This is a genomic window from Pseudomonas oryzihabitans (genome assembly GCF_014522265.1).
GTDB lineage: Bacteria > Pseudomonadota > Gammaproteobacteria > Pseudomonadales > Pseudomonadaceae > Chryseomonas > Chryseomonas aestiva.
Window position 1 is genome coordinate 1,546,918 of the sequence record NZ_CP017024.1, and the last position, 16,675, is coordinate 1,563,592.

At 67.5% G+C, this 16,675-nt stretch carries 12 protein-coding genes and 2 pseudogenes; 7 read left to right on the top strand and 7 right to left on the bottom strand.

The window, feature by feature from the left end; translation table 11 throughout:
* The first annotated feature begins 49 nt into the window (after window positions 1-49).
* Entirely contained in the window at window positions 50-1,255 is a 1,206-nt protein-coding gene (locus BGI51_RS07130; protein ID WP_187980721.1) for a GGDEF domain-containing protein, read from the top strand.
* On the opposite strand, the gene BGI51_RS07135 is transcribed toward BGI51_RS07130, so the two are convergent.
* Complete coding sequence (locus tag BGI51_RS07135; protein WP_187980722.1) at window positions 1,252-2,040, bottom strand: helix-turn-helix domain-containing protein; 789 nt, start codon at window positions 2,038-2,040, stop codon at window positions 1,252-1,254. The two genes, BGI51_RS07130 and BGI51_RS07135, sit on opposite strands and share 4 nt — an antisense overlap.
* A 271-nt stretch (window positions 2,041-2,311) precedes the next feature.
* Between BGI51_RS07135 and BGI51_RS07140 the strand changes: the two genes are divergently transcribed.
* Both BGI51_RS07140 and BGI51_RS07145 read left to right on the top strand, forming a co-directional pair.
* On the top strand, window positions 2,312-3,766 hold the full coding sequence (locus BGI51_RS07140) for an alanine/glycine:cation symporter family protein (RefSeq protein WP_158890251.1): 1,455 nt from the start codon (window positions 2,312-2,314) through the stop codon (window positions 3,764-3,766).
* 87 nt (window positions 3,767-3,853) lie between these two features.
* Window positions 3,854-4,837 carry an asparaginase gene (locus tag BGI51_RS07145; RefSeq protein ID WP_187980723.1) on the top strand — a complete coding sequence of 328 codons (984 nt, stop codon included), beginning with the start codon at window positions 3,854-3,856 and terminating at the stop codon, window positions 4,835-4,837.
* Window positions 4,838-5,260: 423 nt separating this feature from the next.
* On the opposite strand, the gene BGI51_RS07150 is transcribed toward BGI51_RS07145, so the two are convergent.
* Entirely contained in the window at window positions 5,261-6,163 is a 903-nt protein-coding gene (locus tag BGI51_RS07150) for a D-hexose-6-phosphate mutarotase (protein ID WP_187980724.1), read from the bottom strand.
* Window positions 6,164-6,334: 171 nt separating this feature from the next.
* Between BGI51_RS07150 and ampC the strand changes: the two genes are divergently transcribed.
* Window positions 6,335-7,489 (top strand): class C beta-lactamase, encoded by a 1,155-nt coding sequence (gene ampC, locus BGI51_RS07155; RefSeq protein ID WP_187980725.1) that lies wholly within the window; start codon window positions 6,335-6,337, stop codon window positions 7,487-7,489.
* Between the two features lie 302 nt (window positions 7,490-7,791).
* On the opposite strand, the gene BGI51_RS07160 is transcribed toward ampC, so the two are convergent.
* The 4 genes from BGI51_RS07160 to BGI51_RS07175 form a co-directional block, all read right to left on the bottom strand.
* The gene (locus BGI51_RS07160; RefSeq protein WP_027600470.1) at window positions 7,792-9,462 is read right to left on the bottom strand and encodes a Na/Pi cotransporter family protein; all 1,671 of its coding nucleotides are present in this window, start codon (window positions 9,460-9,462) and stop codon (window positions 7,792-7,794) included.
* A 164-nt stretch (window positions 9,463-9,626) separates the two neighbouring features.
* A complete protein-coding gene (locus tag BGI51_RS07165; protein ID WP_187980726.1) occupies window positions 9,627-10,379 on the bottom strand; it encodes a TerC family protein in 753 nt (250 codons plus the stop codon).
* 116 nt (window positions 10,380-10,495) lie between these two features.
* The gene (locus tag BGI51_RS07170) at window positions 10,496-11,830 is read right to left on the bottom strand and encodes a CitMHS family transporter (protein ID WP_133860177.1); all 1,335 of its coding nucleotides are present in this window, start codon (window positions 11,828-11,830) and stop codon (window positions 10,496-10,498) included.
* Between the two features lie 242 nt (window positions 11,831-12,072).
* Window positions 12,073-13,014 carry a LysR family transcriptional regulator gene (locus tag BGI51_RS07175; RefSeq protein ID WP_187980727.1) on the bottom strand — a complete coding sequence of 314 codons (942 nt, stop codon included), beginning with the start codon at window positions 13,012-13,014 and terminating at the stop codon, window positions 12,073-12,075.
* A 100-nt stretch (window positions 13,015-13,114) separates the two neighbouring features.
* On the opposite strand from BGI51_RS07175, the pseudogene BGI51_RS07180 reads away from it, so the two are divergent.
* Window positions 13,115-13,866 (top strand): annotated as a pseudogene (locus tag BGI51_RS07180) (SDR family oxidoreductase).
* A 77-nt stretch (window positions 13,867-13,943) separates the two neighbouring features.
* Here the strand turns inward: BGI51_RS07180 and BGI51_RS07185 are convergent.
* Window positions 13,944-14,846, bottom strand: coding sequence for a homocysteine S-methyltransferase family protein (locus BGI51_RS07185; RefSeq protein ID WP_187980728.1), 903 nt, complete (start codon window positions 14,844-14,846; stop codon window positions 13,944-13,946).
* Window positions 14,847-14,946: 100 nt separating this feature from the next.
* Between BGI51_RS07185 and BGI51_RS07190 the strand changes: the two genes are divergently transcribed.
* Window positions 14,947-15,768: a transporter substrate-binding domain-containing protein gene (locus BGI51_RS07190; RefSeq protein WP_133860181.1), complete on the top strand. Its 822-nt coding sequence runs from the start codon at window positions 14,947-14,949 to the stop codon at window positions 15,766-15,768.
* Window positions 15,765-16,570: pseudogene (locus BGI51_RS07195) on the top strand (amino acid ABC transporter permease). Before BGI51_RS07190 ends, BGI51_RS07195 begins: the two are co-directional and overlap by 4 nt.
* Window positions 16,571-16,675: the final 105 nt, after the last annotated feature.

Genomic DNA, 16,675 nt, shown 5'->3' on the forward strand with positions numbered 1-16,675 from the left:
CTTATTGTGCTGAAGTGATCCTCGGATTTTCCCGCCAGGTACGGCATCCATGTCCCTCAGTCTCGCCCTCGCCCGAGCGCTGGCTCGCCCTTTCTGGGCCCTGCGCTTCGAACCGGTATTGGAACGGCATTATCAGCGCGACATCGCCCGTTCGCGCCGGCGGCACCTGCGCATCAGCCTGACCGTGGCCATCCTGGCCTATGCCAGCTTCTCGATCTGGGACTGGATCCTGATGACCAATGCCTTCTGGCTCATCAGCCTGCTCAGCGCACTGGTGGTGGTTGGCGGCGGTCTGGTCTTGCTGGCGCTCAGGCTGATGCCAGCCGAGCATCCGGCACGCGAATGGGTGGGTATCCTGCCCTGTCTGCTGGCCTATGCGCCGCCGCTGCTGGACGTCGAGGCCACCGATGCCGCGCATCGCGCCCTCTGGCTGGCCACCATGCCGTTGATGACCCTCTTCACCAACAGCTGCATCGCCCCGCCCCTGCGCCAGGCGGCGGTACACAGCCTGGTCGCCCTGCTGGCCATCGGCCTGGCCACCCAGATGCACGCCCTGCCTGCCCTGGAGGCGTCGCTGGTCATGACCCTGGCGTTCGCCACCGCGAGCTTCACCCTGCTCAACAACTTCTGGATGGAGCGCGCGCGTCGTCAGGGCTATCTGCTGATCCTGCGCGACCGCCTGCGCAACGAAGAACTGACCGCATCCAATCGCTTCCTGGCACAGCAGTCCGCCACCGACCCCCTGACCGGCGTGGCCAATCGCCGGGCGCTGATGCAGGCCCTGGCCAACGCCCTGGCTCATCCCCCGCCCCGCCCGCTGCTCCTGCTGATGATCGACGTCGATCACTTCAAGGCCTTCAACGATCGCTACGGGCATCCGGCCGGCGATCGCTGCCTGCAACAGGTCGCCACCGCCCTGGCCGACGAGTTGCGCGCCGGTGACTGCCTGGCCCGCTACGGCGGCGAGGAATTCGCCATCCTCTGCACGCCTTCGCGCGAGGAGGATGCCGGCAAGCTGGCACAGCGCCTGCTAGACGCGGTAAGGCGCCTGGAGATCCCCCATCTCGGGCCCCATGCCGGTCCGCGCGTGACGGTGAGTATCGGCGGCGCCTGCGCCCGGCCGGATCACGACTGCGCCGAAACCTTCATCGAAGCCGCCGATCGCCAGCTCTACTGGGCCAAGCAGGCCGGGCGCGACCGCGCCATCCTCGAAGACTGCGATCGCTGCCACCCAGCGATCGAGGAACCCCTCTAGCCCAGGCGATAGACCCGATCGACCAGGGCCACGCTGGCCAGGCGCTGGCGCAGATCCTCGTCCAGACCAGGGTCCTGCCAGTCGTAGAGGCCGATGCGGGCATAGGCCCGACCCCGAGGTGGCCGCGTGCCGAGGTACTCCCAGACCACCCGGGTGCAGGCCGGCTCGCGCCGGTCGGAGGCGCTGACGCCGAGCTTGAGTCCGTTCAGGCGATCGATGCGGTTGCGCGCGCTGGGCAGCAGCACCGTCTGCGACAACTCGTTGCCGGTGAGGGATTCGTAGTCGGTAAAGAACAGCCGGCTTTCCAGGCTCATGGCCAGGCCCAGGTAGCGAAAGCGCGCCTGGCTGGTGGCTTCGTCGCACCGCCGCAGGCGCTCGAAACGCACGTAGCGGAAGACGCCCGCTTCCGCGAACAGCCAGACCAGTCCGCAGAGCACCACACCCGGCGTGGACAGCGACGGATAGTATTCGTGGTAATAGCCCTGGTAGCGCGCCAGGCCTTCCTGACGCTCGCCGAACAGGGCCAGGGCCTGCCCCGCCCAGCCCGTCTCCTGACCAACCGGCGCGCCCAGGCGCGCCGCGAATTGCCGCTGCGGCAGCTGCAGATCGCCCACCGGCAGCCCGAAGAACTCCGCCAGGCGCTGCAGGTTGTAAGGCGACGGACGGCTCTGCCCGTTGAGGTAACGATTGAACTGGGCACGGTTGATGCCGACGGCGCGACAGACGGCGGCAATCGAGCGGTGGCGCTGGCAGAGCAGCTGCAAATTGGCGGAAAAGTCGCTCATGAATCCGGCCCGAGCTTGACAGACGGCCAGAAAACTAGCATCAAGTCGCGCCATTTTGAAGCGAGGCGCGGAATTGTTCACGCCGGTGGGATAGCCGAATCTAGGCGCCCGGTCCGTCTTACTGCCCGTTCCACCCGGACCGACCCGTTCCAGAGCCTGTTGCCGTCGTCTCCCCACGCCGGGGGCAGGCCCTGGCGGGATATTCCACAATAATAGCCCCAAGGCTTGCGAGCCGGCCTTGGAGCATCACTAGCATGCTCGAGGATTCTTCATGCACTACCTAGAAATGCTCAACGACTTCCTGTCCGGCCATGTGCTCATCGTGCTGATCGTCGGCCTGGGCAGCTATTTCACCCTGCGTTCGCGATTCGTCCAGGTGCGCCATTTCCCGCACATGTTCACCGTCTTCAAGGACTCCCTGCGCAACAGCGGCGACGGCCTGAGTTCCTTCCAGGCGCTGATGCTCAGCCTGGCCGGTCGCGTCGGTGCCGGCAACATCGCCGGTGTGGGCCTGGCCGTGACCCTGGGTGGCCCCGGTGCGGTGTTCTGGATGTGGGTGACCGCGCTGGTCGGCATGGCCAGCAGCTTCTTCGAGTGCACCCTGGCGCAGGTCTACAAGCGCGCCGACGGCGACGGCCTCTACATCGGTGGTCCGGCCTATTACATCCAGCACGGCCTCAACAAGCGCTGGATGGCCCTGATCTTCTCGGGCCTGTTGCTGGTGACCTACGGCTTCGCCTTCGTCGGTCTGCAGTCCTTCACCGTGACCCACTCGCTGGAAAACGCCTTCGGCCTGCCGGTGCAGTACACCGGGATCGCCCTGGCCATCCTGCTGGGCCTGGTGTTCATCGGCGGCATCAAGCGCATCGCCGCGGTCTCCGACATCCTGGTGCCGGTCAAGACCCTGGCCTACATCGCCGTCACCCTCTATGTGATCATCACCCAGATCGACCTGGTCCCCGGCACCCTGCTGACCATCGTCAAGAGCGCCTTCGGCCTGGAGCCGGCCTTTGCCGGCCTGCTCGGCGCCGCCATCACCATGGGCGTCAAGCGTGGCGTCTTCGCCAACGAAGCCGGCCTGGGCGCCGCACCCAACGTCGCCGCGGTGGCCGCGGTCAAGCACCCGGCCGCCCAGGGCGTGGTGCAGGCCTTCAGCGTCTTTCTCGACACCTTCGTCATCTGCACCTGTACCGCGCTGCTGATCCTGCTCTCGGGTTTCTACACCCCGGGCTTCGAAGGTGACGGCATCGTCCTGACCCAGAACTCCCTGGCCGCGGTGGTCGGTGACTGGGGCCGCATCTTCATCAGCGTCGCCCTGTCGCTGTTCGTCTTCACCTGCATCCTCTACAACATCTACCTGGGCGAGAACGGCCTGCGCTACCTGCTCGGCCGCGGCAAGGCCGTGCTGCTCGGCTATCGCGGCCTGGTGCTGGTGCTGATCTGCTGGGGCTCGATGCAGAACCTGACCACGGTGTTCGCCTTCGCCGACATCACCATGACCTGCCTGGCCTTCGTCAACCTGATCGCCCTGGCCATGCTGATCAAGGTCGGCATGCGCATCCTCAACGACTACGACGCCCAGCGCCGTGCCGGGGTGGATCAGCCGGTGTTCGATGCCGACCAGTTCCGCGACCTGGACCTGGATCGCCAGGCCTGGCCGGCGCTGGAGCGTCTGGAAGAGACCGTCGCCGAAGCCCGCGCCGCCCAGCCGCGCCAGGCGCACTGACCGCCGCCACCGGGTCGCGCTGACCCGGACCGCGACCGCTTTCCTGCCCCCACCCCGTGTGGGGGCAGTCCTATCAGGAAGTCCCTCATGAGCTCACCCTACCTGCACATCCTCTACACCGGCGGCACCATCGGCATGCAGGCGACCGCCGCCGGCCTGGCCCCCGCCGCTGGTTTCGAGGCGCGCATCGACGCCCTGTTGGCCAGCCGTCCGGAGCTGGACAATCCGGCCTGGCGGCTGCAGGAGCTGCTGCCGCTGATCGACAGCGCCAACATGACCCCCGCCGCCTGGGAGCGCATGGCCCAGGCGATCCTGGCGGCAGCCACCGACCCCGCCTGCCGCGGCGTGCTGGTGCTGCACGGCACCGACACCCTGGCCTACAGCGCCGCCGCCCTGGCCTTCCGGCTGCTGGGCCTGGCCATTCCGGTGCTGCTGACCGGCTCCATGCTGCCGGCCGGCGTGCCGGACAGCGATGCCGACGGCAACCTGGCCGACAGCTTCGCCGCCTTCGCCAGCGGACTGATGCCGGGGGTGCAGGTGCAATTCCATGGCGAACGCCTGCCGGCGGCGCGCTGCACCAAGCAGGCCAGCAGCGGCTGGAAGGCCTTCGTGGAAAGCGCCCGGCCGCGCAGCGGTGACACCCTGGTGGCCACGCCGGCCGCCTTACGCTTCGATCAGCCGCGCCAGCCAGCGCGGGTAGCGGTGCTGCCGCTGTTTCCGGGGATCGACGGTGCCACCCTGCGCGGTCTGGCGGGCAGTGGGGTGCAGGGGCTGGTGCTGGAGTGCTATGGCAGCGGCACGGGTCCGGCGGATGACGCCGACTTCCTCGCCGCCCTCGCCGAATGGCGCGCTGCCGGCGTCCCCGTGGTCGCCCTCAGCCAGGGCGCTCGCGGGACGGTGGAGTTGGGTACCTACGCCGCCGGCAGCGGCCTGGCCGATGCCGGGGTGATCTCCGGCCGCGGCATGACCCGTGAAGCCGCCCTGGGCAAGCTGCACAGCCTGCTCGGCTGCGGCCTGGAGCGCGCGGCGGTGGCCGAGTGGATCGGGCGGAATCTGTGCGAGGAGTTGTGATCTTCGGCTAGGTGCCGGGGCTCCCTCACCCCGGCCCTCTCCCAGGGGGAGAGGGGGCGTTTGGGTAGACGCCGCAGCAAGGCAGTGACTCTGCCAAACCAGGAGTGAGTCCTGCGCACGCTCCAATATCCAACACGCCAAAGCCTATCGGAGCCTCCCCTCTCCCTCTGGGAGAGGGCCAGGGTGAGGGTGCGCTTGAAGCCTGAAAGCCCCAAGTCCTGCGCATCAAACTCCCCTGAGCGCCCCCTCTCCTTCTGGGAGAGGGCCGGGGTGAGGGTGCGCTTGAAGCCTGACAGCCCCAAGTCCTGCGCATCAAACTCCCCTGAGCGCTCCAAGTCCTAACACACCAAACTCTCCTGAGCACCCCCCTCTCCCTCTGGGAGAGGGCCGGGGTGAGGGCCAGCCCGGACGCCTGAGCAGCCCCTACAGCGCCTCGCGCCACAGGCTCACCGCCATCTCGGCCGAGGCGCCCGGCGCCACGCTGAGGACGTCGTCCATCACCCGGGCGGTCTCGATGCAGAGCATGCCGGTCCAGGCGTCGTCGGCGAACTGGCTCAGGCGCGCGGACTTGTCGATCCAGGGATTCCACAGCACCGCCGAATGGCTGTTGCGGGTCTCCACGAACAGCCGGCGCTGCCACTGGGGATCGCGGATCGCCAGGCGTGCCGGCAGGCCGACATAGACCCGGTCGGTCTCGGCGGTGATGGTCGGCTCGCCGTTCTGCCGCTTGCGGGTCCAGCCGTCCAGGCAGTCGTAGTAGTCGGCGTTGGCCAGGCCTTCGATGCCCACCTCACGGACGTCGCTCACGGCGAAATAGGTGTGCAGCGCCTGGCTCAGCACCAGCGGGTGATCTTCCAGATTGCGCACGCTCAGGGTCAGCTCCAGGCGTTCGCCCACACTTAGGCTGAGGGTCAGCTCGGTGGCATGGGGCCAGCCCGGGGTGGTCTCGGCGGAGGTGCGGTGGTGGAAGTCCAGGCGCACCCGGTCGGTGTCCACCTCGACGCCGCCGGCCTGCCAGGCGACCTGGCGCGCCAGGCCGTGGGCCGGGGCGTCCGCAGTGGTGGTGCACATGGCCTGGACCGCGGCCGGATTCTTCAGCAGGTCGCCGAACCAGGGCCAGCAGACCGGGATGCCGCCACGGATCGGGGTACCGGGCTCGAACACGGCTTCCGGATTGCCCCAGACGATGTCCGGCTCGCCGTCGAAGCCGTAGCGCAGCACATGGGCGCCCTGGCAGGCCACCAGGGCTTCGGCCTGGCCGACGCGGATGCGCCAGACGGGCAATTGGCCCAGTTGGATCTGTTCGACGAGGGGGGCAGCGGACATGGGATGACTCCTGGAAAAGGTGAGAGGCGACTGTAGTCCAGTCGAGGATCGGGCTCCAGCCAGCCATGGACAGCGCCGGCGGCAAAATCTTCCAACGCTGGCCGCGTCTCATACCTGAGCAGCAACGCTCGGCTAGACTCCTGGCCTCTGCTCCTCAGGAATGGCTCCCGCATGTCGGCTTTCCCGCGTCTTTCCCTGCTGCTCGGCCTGGGCCTGACCCTGCCGCTCCTGGCCAACGCCGCCAATCCCCTCGACGACGAGATCCGCGCCGCCGCCCGTACGGTGATGGCCGAGCAGGACATTCCGGGCCTGGCCGTGGGTGTCACGGCCCCGGGCCTGCGCCGGCTCTACTACTTCGGCACCGCCGATCGCCGCAGCGGCCAGGCGGTGGACGCGGCCACCCTGTTCGAGATCGGCTCCCTGAGCAAGACCTACACCGCCGCCCTGGGCGGCTACGCGGCGGCGACCGGTCGCCTGCGGCTGGACGAGTCCGCCGCTCAGGTCCGCCCGGCTCTGGCCGGCAGCGCCATCGGCCAGGCCAGCCTGCTGCAGCTGGCCACCTACAGCGCCGGCGGCCTGCCGCTGCAATTTCCCGACGGCGTGACCCGCGACGATCAGACGACGGCCTTCTACCGCGCCTTCCAGCCGCCCTTCCCCGCCGGCAGCCGCCGCCTCTACTCCAATCCCAGCATCGGCCTGTTCGGCGCCCTGGCGGCCCAGCGGCTCGATGAACCCTTCGCCACGGCCTTGCAGCGCCACGTGCTCAAGCCCCTCGGCCTCGGCCATACCTATCTGCAGGTGCCGGCGGCCGAGCAGGCCCACTACGCCTGGGGCCATGGCAGGAACGACCAGCCGCTGCGGGTCAATCCGGGCGCCTATGCCGAAGAGGCCTATGGCATCAAGACCACCGCGGGCGATCTGCTCGCCTTCGTCGAGGCGAATCTGCATCCCGGCCGGTTGCCGGCGCCCCTGGCCAAGGCGCTCGACGCCACCCAGCAGGGCTACTATCGCAGCGGCCCCATGACCCAGGGTCTGGCCTGGGAGGCCTACGCCTATCCGCTGCCCAAGGCCCAGCTGCTGGCCGGCAACACCCCGGCGATGGCCCTGCAGCCGCAACCGCTGGACTGGCAGCACCCGCCACTGCCGGCGAGCGGCGCCCGGTTGTTGAACAAGACCGGCTCCACCAACGGCTTCGGCGCCTATGCGCTGTTCATCCCCGAACGCCAGCTCGGCCTGGTGATCCTGGCCAACCGCAACTACCCGAATGCCGCGCGGATCGAGACGGCCTGGCGGATCCTGCAGCAGCTCGATAGTCGGGCGCAATGAGGTACCCCAATCGCGGCCATGGGCCGCTCCTACAGGGTGTGATGCTTCTGTAGGAGCGGCCGCAGCGGCGGACAGCCATGGCCGCGATAAGGCTTAGGCGCACAGTGCCATGGCGTGGAAAACGGCACAGCCTTTTCCACTGGGAGTTCGCAGCAGGGGGGGCGCCCTCACCCCAGCCCTCTCCCCAGGGGAGCGGGGGCCATCCGAAGTGGCGCTCAACTTCATTGGCGATGACAAGATCAGATCAGTTGCGTGGATGACGGCGCAGCCTCATCCACGAACCCGCACGTCAAACCGCGACCTCAAGCCCCACCCGACTCCTCGCGCCCCTCCACCGGCAGCTCGTGCTCGGTGGCGTAGCCGGCATCGGCCGCCTCCAGCACGCCGTGGGCGATGCTGCAGAACAGCGAATTGACCCGGCGCATGTCGCTGAGCAGGCCCAGGTGCAGGGAGCTGGTCTCGAAGCTCTCCACCACCTGCTGGTGCAGCCGCTCGACATGGGCATGGGCATAGCGCCGCTCCAGCAGGCGGAAGCGCTGCTTGAGCCGACGCAGGCGGCGCGCTGCGTCCAGGTCGCCGGAAAGATAGACCGACAGGCACAGCTTGAGGCTGTCGACCAGCAGCCGGTGCAAGGCAGAGAGTTCGTCCACCCCGGAAGCCGAGAACGAGCGCCGGGCGGCGATCTTCTTGCTGTCGACGTCGCTGGCCATGCGCTCGATCAGATCGCCGGCCTGCTCCAGGTTGATCGCCAGTTCGATGGTCTCCGCCCAGCGCCGGCTGTCGCGCTCGTCCAGGTCGTCGCGCGGCATGCGCGCCAGGTACAGCTTGATCGCCGTGTAGAGGGCGTCGACATCGTCGTCGAGACGGCGCACCTCGCGGGCCAGCTGCTTGTCGCCGGCATTGATCAGCACCAGCAGGTGCTGCAGCATCTGCTCGATGACATCGCCCATGCGCAGGAGCTCGCGGGAGGCATTGGTCAGCGCCAGGGCCGGGGTATCCAGGGCGGCGGTGTCCAGGTGGCGCGGCCGCAGGATGGTCTCGGCGCTGTCCTTGGCCGGCAGCATGGCGGTGCAGAAGCGCGCCAGGGGCCCGGTCAGCGGCAGGAACAGCAGGCAGCGCACCAGGTTGTAGGCGACGTGGAAACCGATCACCACCTCGGCGTCGTTGAAGTCGTAGCCCTGCAGCCAGTCGGCCAGCAGGCCGATCCAGGGCAGCACCAGGATGCAGCCCGCGAGCTTGAACAGCAGGCTGCCCACCGCCACCCGCCGCGCCTCCACGCCCTGCTTGGCCGCGCCCATCAGCGCCAGCACGCCGCTGCCCAGGTTGGCCCCCACCACCAGGCACAGCGCCACCTTGAGCGAGATGACCCCGGAGCCGGCCAGGGTGGCGGTCAGCAGCACCGCCGCCAGGCTGGAATAGGAGACCATGGCGAAGACCGCGCCGGTCAGGGCGTCGAGCAACTGGTCACCGGTCAGTGAAGAGAACAGCACCTTGACCCCGGCCGCATGGGTCATGGGCGAGGCCGCCTCGACGATCAGCTGCAGCGCCAGGATGATCAGCCCCAGGCCGATGGCGACCCGGCCGAGCTGGCCGGCGCGGGTCTGCTTGCGGCCGAGAAAGAACACCACGCCGAGAAAGATCAGCAGCGGCGACAGCCAGGACAGGTCGAAGGTCAGCACCCGCGCCATCAGCGCGGTGCCCACGTCGGCGCCGAGCATGATGGCCAGCGCCGGGGTCAGCGGCACCAGGCCCTGGGCGACAAAGGATGTCACCAGCAGCGCGGTGGCGTTGCTGCTCTGCACCAGGGCGGTGACGGCGATGCCGGAAAGAAAGGCCAGCGGCATGCGCTGCATGCTGCGGCTGAGCACCCGGCGCAGGCTGGCGCCGTATACCCGCAGGATACCGGTGCGCACGATATGGGTGCCCCACACCAGCAGGGCAACGGCGGATAGCAGATTGAGCAGTGTCAGCATCGTGGCGCCCTCCCGGCGCGTGTCCAAGAGCTCCTGGCGAGCTTGTCACAAAATCGTAATGACCGTTCTGCACAGACGCACGAGCCCGAAGGCAGGGCACCTTCGGGCTCGTGGGGACTTGCTGGTTTAGGCGGCGGAGAGCCGGGTCGGTTCCGCCGCGGCGATCAGATCTGCTCCTTGCGCAGCTTGACCGCTTCGCGCGCCTTGGCCTTGCCGCGCAGGCGGATGTTGATGGCTTCCACCGCCAGCGAGAAGGCCATGGCGAAGTAGACGTAGCCCTTGGGCACATGGACTTCGAAGGCTTCGGCGATGAGCACGGTACCGACCACGATCAGGAACGACAGCGCCAGCATCTTCAGGCTCGGGTGCTTGTCGATGAAATTGCTGATGGCACCGGCCGCCAGCATCATCACCAGCACCGCGACGATGATCGCCGCGACCATCACCGGCACGTGGCTGACCATGCCCACCGCGGTGATCACCGAGTCCAGCGAGAAGACGATGTCGATGATGGCGATCTGGATGATGGTGCCGACGAAACCGCCACCCTTCTTCTGGGGCGCGTCCTCGTCGTGCTCGTCCTCGCCTTCCAGGCCTTCGTAGATCTCGGCACTGCTCTTCCACAGCAGGAACAGGCCGCCGAAGAAGAGGATGAGGTCACGCCCGGAGATGCCCTGGCCGAAGACGAAGAACAGGTCGGCGGTGAGGCGCATCACCCAGGTGATGGACAGCAGCAGCAGGATGCGGGTGACCATGGCCAGGGCCAGACCGAAGAAGCGGGTCCGCGCCTGCATGTGCTTGGGCATGCGGCTGACCAGGATGGAGATCATGATGATGTTGTCGATGCCCAGAACGATTTCCAGGGCCGTCAGGGTAAAGAAGGCGACCCAGATTTCCGGGTTGGTCAGCCAGTCCATTGCGAATCCTCTTATAGCTGAGACGCGCTCGGGCGCGCGCTCCAATGGAAAAGGCGCGTCAGGCGACGCGCCATTTTCGAACAGCCGGCAAGGCTAGTCGTACAAATGGTAAAACTCTAGCGGCTGTACAGCGGAAACACACCCAGTAACAAAGCACCGCCCAGCAGGAACATGCAGGTCACGGTCGCCCATTTCAGGGTGAAGCGCTGATGGTCGCCGAACTCCACCTTGGCCAGGCCCACCAGCAGGTAGGTCGAGGGCACCAGGGGGCTGAGCAGGTGCACGGGCTGACCGACGATGGAGGCCCGGGCGATCTCCACCGGACTGATGCCATAGGCCGCGGCGGCCTCGGCCAGCACCGGCAGCACGCCGAAGTAGAAGGCGTCGTTGGAGATGAAGAAGGTGAACGGCAGGCTGACCAGGGCGGTGATCACCGCCATGTACGGACCCAGGGCGTCCGGGATCACCGCCAGCAGGCCCTTGGACATGGCGTCGACCATGCCGGTACCCGAGAGGATGCCGGTGAAGATGCCCGCGGCGAAGATCAGCGAGACCACCGCCAGCACGTTTTCGGCATGGGCGGCGATGCGCTGCTTCTGCATGTTCAGGCAGCGGTAGTTGACGGTCATGGCGATGCCGAAGGCGATCATGAACAGCACCGGCATCGGCAGCACGCCAACGATCAGCGCGGCCATCAGCGCCAGGGTCAGCAGGCCGTTGAACCAGCGCAGGTGCGGGCGGCGGGCCTCGGCGCACTGGGAGACGGTGACGTCGGCGCCTTCGGTCTCGCCGATCTGCAGGATGCCCAGGCGGGCGCGCTCGCTGCGGCCATAGAGGTAGGCGAGGAAGAACAGCCAGGCGATGGCCAGCAGCATGGGCGCGATCATGGGCACGAAGACGTCGGCCGGATCCACGTGCAGGGCACTGGCGGCGCGGGCGGTCGGACCGCCCCAGGGGGTCAGGTTCATCACGCCACTGGAGAGCAGCATCAGGCAGGTCATGATCAGCGGATTCATGCCCAGGCGCTTGTACAGCGGGAACATGGCCGCCACGCAGATCATGTAGGTGGTCGAGCCGTCGCCGTCCAGGGAGACCACCAGGGTCAGGAAGACGGTGCCCATGGCCACCTTGAGCGGATCGCCCTTGACCAGCCTGAGGATCCAGCGCACCGCCGGGTCGAACAGACCGGTGTCGATCATCACGGCGAAGTAGAGGATCGCGAACAGCAGCATCACGCCGGTGGGCGCCAGCTTGCGGATGCCGTCGAGCATCATCGGGCCGAGGGCGTCGAGCTTGACGCTGCCGAGGCTGGCGAATTCGCTGGACAGCGCCCAGGCCAGCACGGCGAAGGCGATCGGCACCATGGTCAGGGCGATCAGCGGAGACAGGCGCTTGGTCATGATCAGGTACATGAAGGTCATGACCATGGCGAAGCCGAGGAAAGTCAGCATGGGAATACCTCTGGATTTTCGCGAAGAGAAGGAGGGTTCAGCCGCGGCGCAGCGGCGCGGAGAGGGCGAAAATCCAGGGGAGACGGGCGCGCGGGGACGCCTGGAGGGACAGATACGACATGGCAAGAATCCTGGTTATTTTTGTAGGCACGTCGCCCGCTCACGGGGGCGGGTCTTGAGCGGATCCTAAGAGGTCAACCTTTCGCCAGCCTTGCGTGGTGGCGAGTGGATGTTGCGGGATGTCACGAAGCCGACACGGACGGCGGCTGTTCGGCTCGCTGCCAGCCCGGGGTGCTCAGGTGCTCGACGAAGAAATCGAGCAGCACCTGGATCTTGGTCGGGCGGCTGCGCGCCGAGGGGGTCACGAAATAGAGGCCGCCACGGGTCAGCTGCCAGTCCGGCAGCAGCTGCACCAGCCGGCCATCGGCCAGGTAGTCGGCGGCGATGAAGTCCGGCAACTCGGCGATGGCCAGGCCTTCCAGCAGCACCGGCAGCAGGGCTTCGGAATTGGTGACGCGCAAGGGACCACGCGGCAGCACGCTTTCCTCGCGACCGTCGTCCCCGCTGAAGCGCCACACCTGGCTGCGCGCCCGGTAGGCGTAGCTCAGGCAGGCATGTTCGGTCAGCTCCTGCGGATGTTGGGGATGGCCATGGCGCTCGACATAGGCCGGCGCCGCCACCAGCAGTTGGCTGACCGCGCAGAGCCGCCGGGCGACCAGCGAGGAGTCGGGCAAGGCGGCGATGCGCAGGGCGGCGTCGAAGCCCTCCGCCACCAGATCCACAGTGGCATCGGACAGGTGCAGATCCACCGTCAGCTGGGGATAGCGACGCAGCAGCTCGGGCAGCAGCGGCGCCACCCAGCGCAGGCCGAAGGCCATGGGCACCGCCAGCCGCACCTGGCCGCGGGGCTGCACGGCGCGCGCCTGGGCAGCGCTTTCGGTCGCCTCCGCCTGGCGATAGAGATCACCGGCCTGGGCGGCCAGCTCGCGGCCGAATTCGGTCAACGCCAACTGCCGCGAGGTGCGATTGAACAGCCGCCCGCCGAGGCGTTCCTCCAGGCGCGTCACCGCCCGCGAGACAGTGGCCACCGACACGCCCAGCACCCGCGCCGCGGCGGCGAAGGAGCCCTCCTCGGCGACCTTGGCGAACATCGCCAAGCCTTCAAAATCCGGCATTCTGCTCATTTCATTTCTGCAACGATGACTTGCCAATCATTCTATTTTGCAGAGAGGACAGGGTCGATAGGCTGACTCCACCTGATCACAACCACTCGGAGATTCAGCCATGACCCTCAAGCTCGCCGACAAGATCGCCCTCGTCACCGGCGCCACCAGCGGCATCGGCCTGGCCGCCGCCAAACTCTTCGCCCAGCAGGGCGCCTATGTCATCCTCACCGGCCGGCGGCAGGCGGAACTGGATGCCGCGGTCGCCCAGGTCGGCAACGCCACCGGCATCGCCGTGGACTCCTCGCGCCTGGACCAGCTCGATGCCCTCTATGCGCGCATCCGCCGCGAGCACGGACGCCTCGACGTGCTCTACGTCAACGCCGGAGGTGGCAGCATGCTGCCCCTCGCCGAGGTGACCGAGGCTCACTACGACGACACCTTCGATCGCAACGTGAAGGGGGTGCTGTTCACCGTGCAGAAGGCCCTGCCGCTGCTGGCGGACCATGCCTCGGTGATCCTGGCCGGCTCCACCGCCGCCAGTACCGGCACCCCGGCCTTCAGCGTCTACGGCGCATCCAAGGCCGCCGTACGCGCCTTCGCCCGCAACTGGATCCTGGAGCTGCAGGGCCGCGGCATCCGCATCAACACCCTGAGCCCGGGTGCCACCCGCACCCCGGGGTTGGTGGAACTGGCCGGTCCGGATGCCGCCCAGCAGCAGGGTCTGCTGGACCACCTGGCCAGCCAGATCCCCTGGGTCGCGTCGGCGAGCCGGAGGAAATCGCCAGGGTTGCCCTGTTCCTGGCCTCCAGCGATTCCAGCTTCGTCAACGGCGCCGAACTCTTCGCCGATGGTGGCCAGGCGCAGGTCTGAACGGCGTCTGGCGGCAAGAAAAAAGCGGACAGCGCCCTGAGCGCTGTCCGCTTTTTTTTGCCGACCGAATGCGGGCGTCAGCCACGCAGTCGCGTGTTGAGCACGGCGATATGCTCCGGGCCGATGCCGCAGCAGCCGCCGATCAGGCTCGCGCCACGCGCCTGCCAGTCCTGGGCGAAGCTCAGGTAGCCGGGCGGATCCAGGTCCGGACGCAGGGGGTCGAGGCCATCATTGGCGGTGGCCTCTTCCGGCTGGGGCGGGAAGGCGTTGGCATAGGCGCCAAAGGGAATCTCGATCCCCGCCGCGGCAAAGGTCGCCCGCGCGGTATCCAGCGCCGCGGCCATCACCTCGGGCTGGCTGCAATTGAATAGCAGCGCTCCGGCGCCCAGTTCCACCGCCAGCTGCGCGGCCGCGGCCACCGGCTCGCCGGATCTCAGCCGTGGGATCTCGTCGACGTCTTCGTCCTTCAGGGTGAAGGACAGCCACAGCGGCTTGCCATCCCCGGGCAGCCCGGCGGCGATGGCACGCACCTCGGCCAGGGAACTCTGGGTTTCCGCCAGCCAGAGATCGACATGGGGCGCCAGGCCGCGGATCAGCGGCTGCAGCACCTCGTCCACCCGCGCCGGCTCGAACAGATCGGGGCGATAGGAGCCGAACAGCGGCGGCAGCGAACCCGCCACCCGCACCGGCTGACCACTGGCCAACACCGCCTGCCGTGCCAGCTGGCCGGCCCGCGCGGCCAGGGCTTCGCCTTCTGCCGCAAAGCGCTCTTCGCCGATATGGAAGGGCACCACCGCATAGCTGTTGCTGGTGATCACCTGGGCACCCGCCTCGATGTAGGAACGATGCACAGCTTCCACCTGCTCGGGCGCCTCGCTCAGGGCCAGGGCCGACCACTCCGGCTGGCGAAAGGGCGCGCCACGGCGCTGCAGCTCACGGCCCATGCCACCGTCGAGCAGAACTAGATTCATGTTGGCCATATAGCTATTTCACTTTTCCTTATAACCAAAACAGAGTTCAATATCGGTTCTCATATCTCTCTAATACCAGGCCCTCTTTCCCTTTGCAAAGGACACCCCCATGAGAACCGCTCTGCTATCGGCCCTCGGCCTGACCCTGGCGCTGGTCGCCACCTCGGCCTCGGCCGGTACCACCCTGGACCGCATCAAGGCCAAGGGCGAGCTGGTCAATGTCCTCATGGAGAGCTATCCGCCCTTCTCCCAGCTCAATGCCCAGAACCAGCTGGAAGGCTTCGACGTGGACGTGGCCAAGGCCGTGGCCGACAAGCTCGGCGTCAAACTGCGCCTGGAAACCCCCTCCTGGGACGTGATCGCCGCCGGTCGCTGGAGCGGTCGCTACGACGTCTGCATCTGCTCCATGACGCCGAGCCAGGCGCGTGCCCAGGTGTTCGATTTCCCGGTCAACTACTACGCCTCGCCAGCGGTGATCGTGGTCAACGCCGGTGACGACCGCATCCACGGTGCCAAGGACCTCTCCGGCAAGAAGGTCGGCGTCACCAGCGCCTCTTCCTATGAGAGCTATCTGAACAAGGACCTGACCATCGAAGGCCAGGAGGACCAGCCGCTGAGCTATCCCTTCGACCAGGTGCAGGTGGTGCCCTTCCCCGACGACAACGTCGCCTTCCAGGACCTGGGCCTGGGCGCCGGCAAGCGCCTGGACGCGGTGCTGACCAACCTGGTGACCGCCCAGCCGCGCCTGGCCCAGGACAGCAAGTTCAAGCTGGCGGGCGCACCGCTCTATGCCGAGCCCAACGCCGTGGCCATCGAGAAGGGTGATGCGGAATTCGCCGCCAAGCTGCGCGAGATCATCGAGGGGCTGCGCCAGGACGGCACCCTGAAGCGGATCTCCGACAAGTGGATCGGTGCCGACATCAGCCAATGAGTCAGTTACCGCCCCCGGTCGAATCGCGTCCGCTGCTGAGCTTTCGTACCCGTGTCTGGCTGACCTGGCTGGCGCTGCTGGCCGGGGCGTGGTCTTCGTGCTCGGCTTCGATCTCAAGTTCGCCAGCGTCTGGCCGCGCCTGCCCAACCTGGTGGGCTGGCGCCTGGGGCCCAACGGCTTCCTGCAGGGCGCGGCCCTGACGCTGTTCCTCAGCCTCAGCTCCATCCTGGTGTCGGTGCTGCTGGGCTTCGCCGCGGCCCTGGGGCGGCTGTCGTCCAGTGCCCTGGCCTATGGCGTGGCGACCTTCTACGCCTCCTTCTTTCGCGGCACCCCGCTGCTGATCCAGATCCTGCTGATCTACCTGGGCCTGCCGCAGATCGGCGTGGTCCCCGGCGCCATCAGCGCCGGCATCCTCGCCCTGTCGCTGAACTACGGCGCCTACCTCAGCGAGATCTTCCGCGCCGGCCTGCTCGGCGTCCCCGCCGGTCAGCGCGAGGCGGCCCGGGCCCTGGGTTTGTCGCCGCGGGTGATCTTCTGGCGCGTCACCCTGCCCCAGGCCATGCGCAGCATCATCCCGCCCACCACCAGCCAGTTCATCTCCATGCTCAAGGACTCCTCCCTGGTCTCGGTGATGGGTGTCTGGGAGGTGATGTTCCTCGCCCAGTCCTATGGCCGCTCCAGCTACCGCTACCTGGAAATGCTCACCACCGCGGCGGTGCTCTACTGGCTGATGTCCCTGGCCATGGAATTCATGCAGTCGCGCCTGGAGCGGCATTATGGGAAGGCGTATCGGGGGCGTTAGCGCCTCCAGCTACGCCTTCCGGGCCATGCTAGCCCTTTGATGCCAAACCCGCTTTCGGTGAATCAGGTCACAACGTCTCTGGAGCAAGCCTCTACCATTCCCTCC

What these genes read in the sequence shown, in the direction of transcription:
- BGI51_RS07165 (WP_187980726.1), bottom strand. Translation starts at nt 10,379, where the DNA reads ATGGACTGGCTGACCAACCCGGAAATCTGGGTCGCCTTCTTTACCCTG.
- BGI51_RS07190 (WP_133860181.1), top strand. Translation starts at nt 14,947, where the DNA reads ATGAGAACCGCTCTGCTATCGGCCCTCGGCCTGACCCTGGCGCTGGTC.
- BGI51_RS07160 (WP_027600470.1), bottom strand. Translation starts at nt 9,462, where the DNA reads ATGCTGACACTGCTCAATCTGCTATCCGCCGTTGCCCTGCTGGTGTGG.
- BGI51_RS07135 (WP_187980722.1), bottom strand. Translation starts at nt 2,040, where the DNA reads ATGAGCGACTTTTCCGCCAATTTGCAGCTGCTCTGCCAGCGCCACCGC.
- ampC (WP_187980725.1), top strand. Translation starts at nt 6,335, where the DNA reads ATGTCGGCTTTCCCGCGTCTTTCCCTGCTGCTCGGCCTGGGCCTGACC.
- BGI51_RS07150 (WP_187980724.1), bottom strand. Translation starts at nt 6,163, where the DNA reads ATGTCCGCTGCCCCCCTCGTCGAACAGATCCAACTGGGCCAATTGCCC.
- BGI51_RS07130 (WP_187980721.1), top strand. Translation starts at nt 50, where the DNA reads ATGTCCCTCAGTCTCGCCCTCGCCCGAGCGCTGGCTCGCCCTTTCTGG.
- BGI51_RS07145 (WP_187980723.1), top strand. Translation starts at nt 3,854, where the DNA reads ATGAGCTCACCCTACCTGCACATCCTCTACACCGGCGGCACCATCGGC.
- BGI51_RS07185 (WP_187980728.1), bottom strand. Translation starts at nt 14,846, where the DNA reads ATGGCCAACATGAATCTAGTTCTGCTCGACGGTGGCATGGGCCGTGAG.
- BGI51_RS07175 (WP_187980727.1), bottom strand. Translation starts at nt 13,014, where the DNA reads ATGAGCAGAATGCCGGATTTTGAAGGCTTGGCGATGTTCGCCAAGGTC.
- BGI51_RS07140 (WP_158890251.1), top strand. Translation starts at nt 2,312, where the DNA reads ATGCACTACCTAGAAATGCTCAACGACTTCCTGTCCGGCCATGTGCTC.
- BGI51_RS07170 (WP_133860177.1), bottom strand. Translation starts at nt 11,830, where the DNA reads ATGCTGACTTTCCTCGGCTTCGCCATGGTCATGACCTTCATGTACCTG.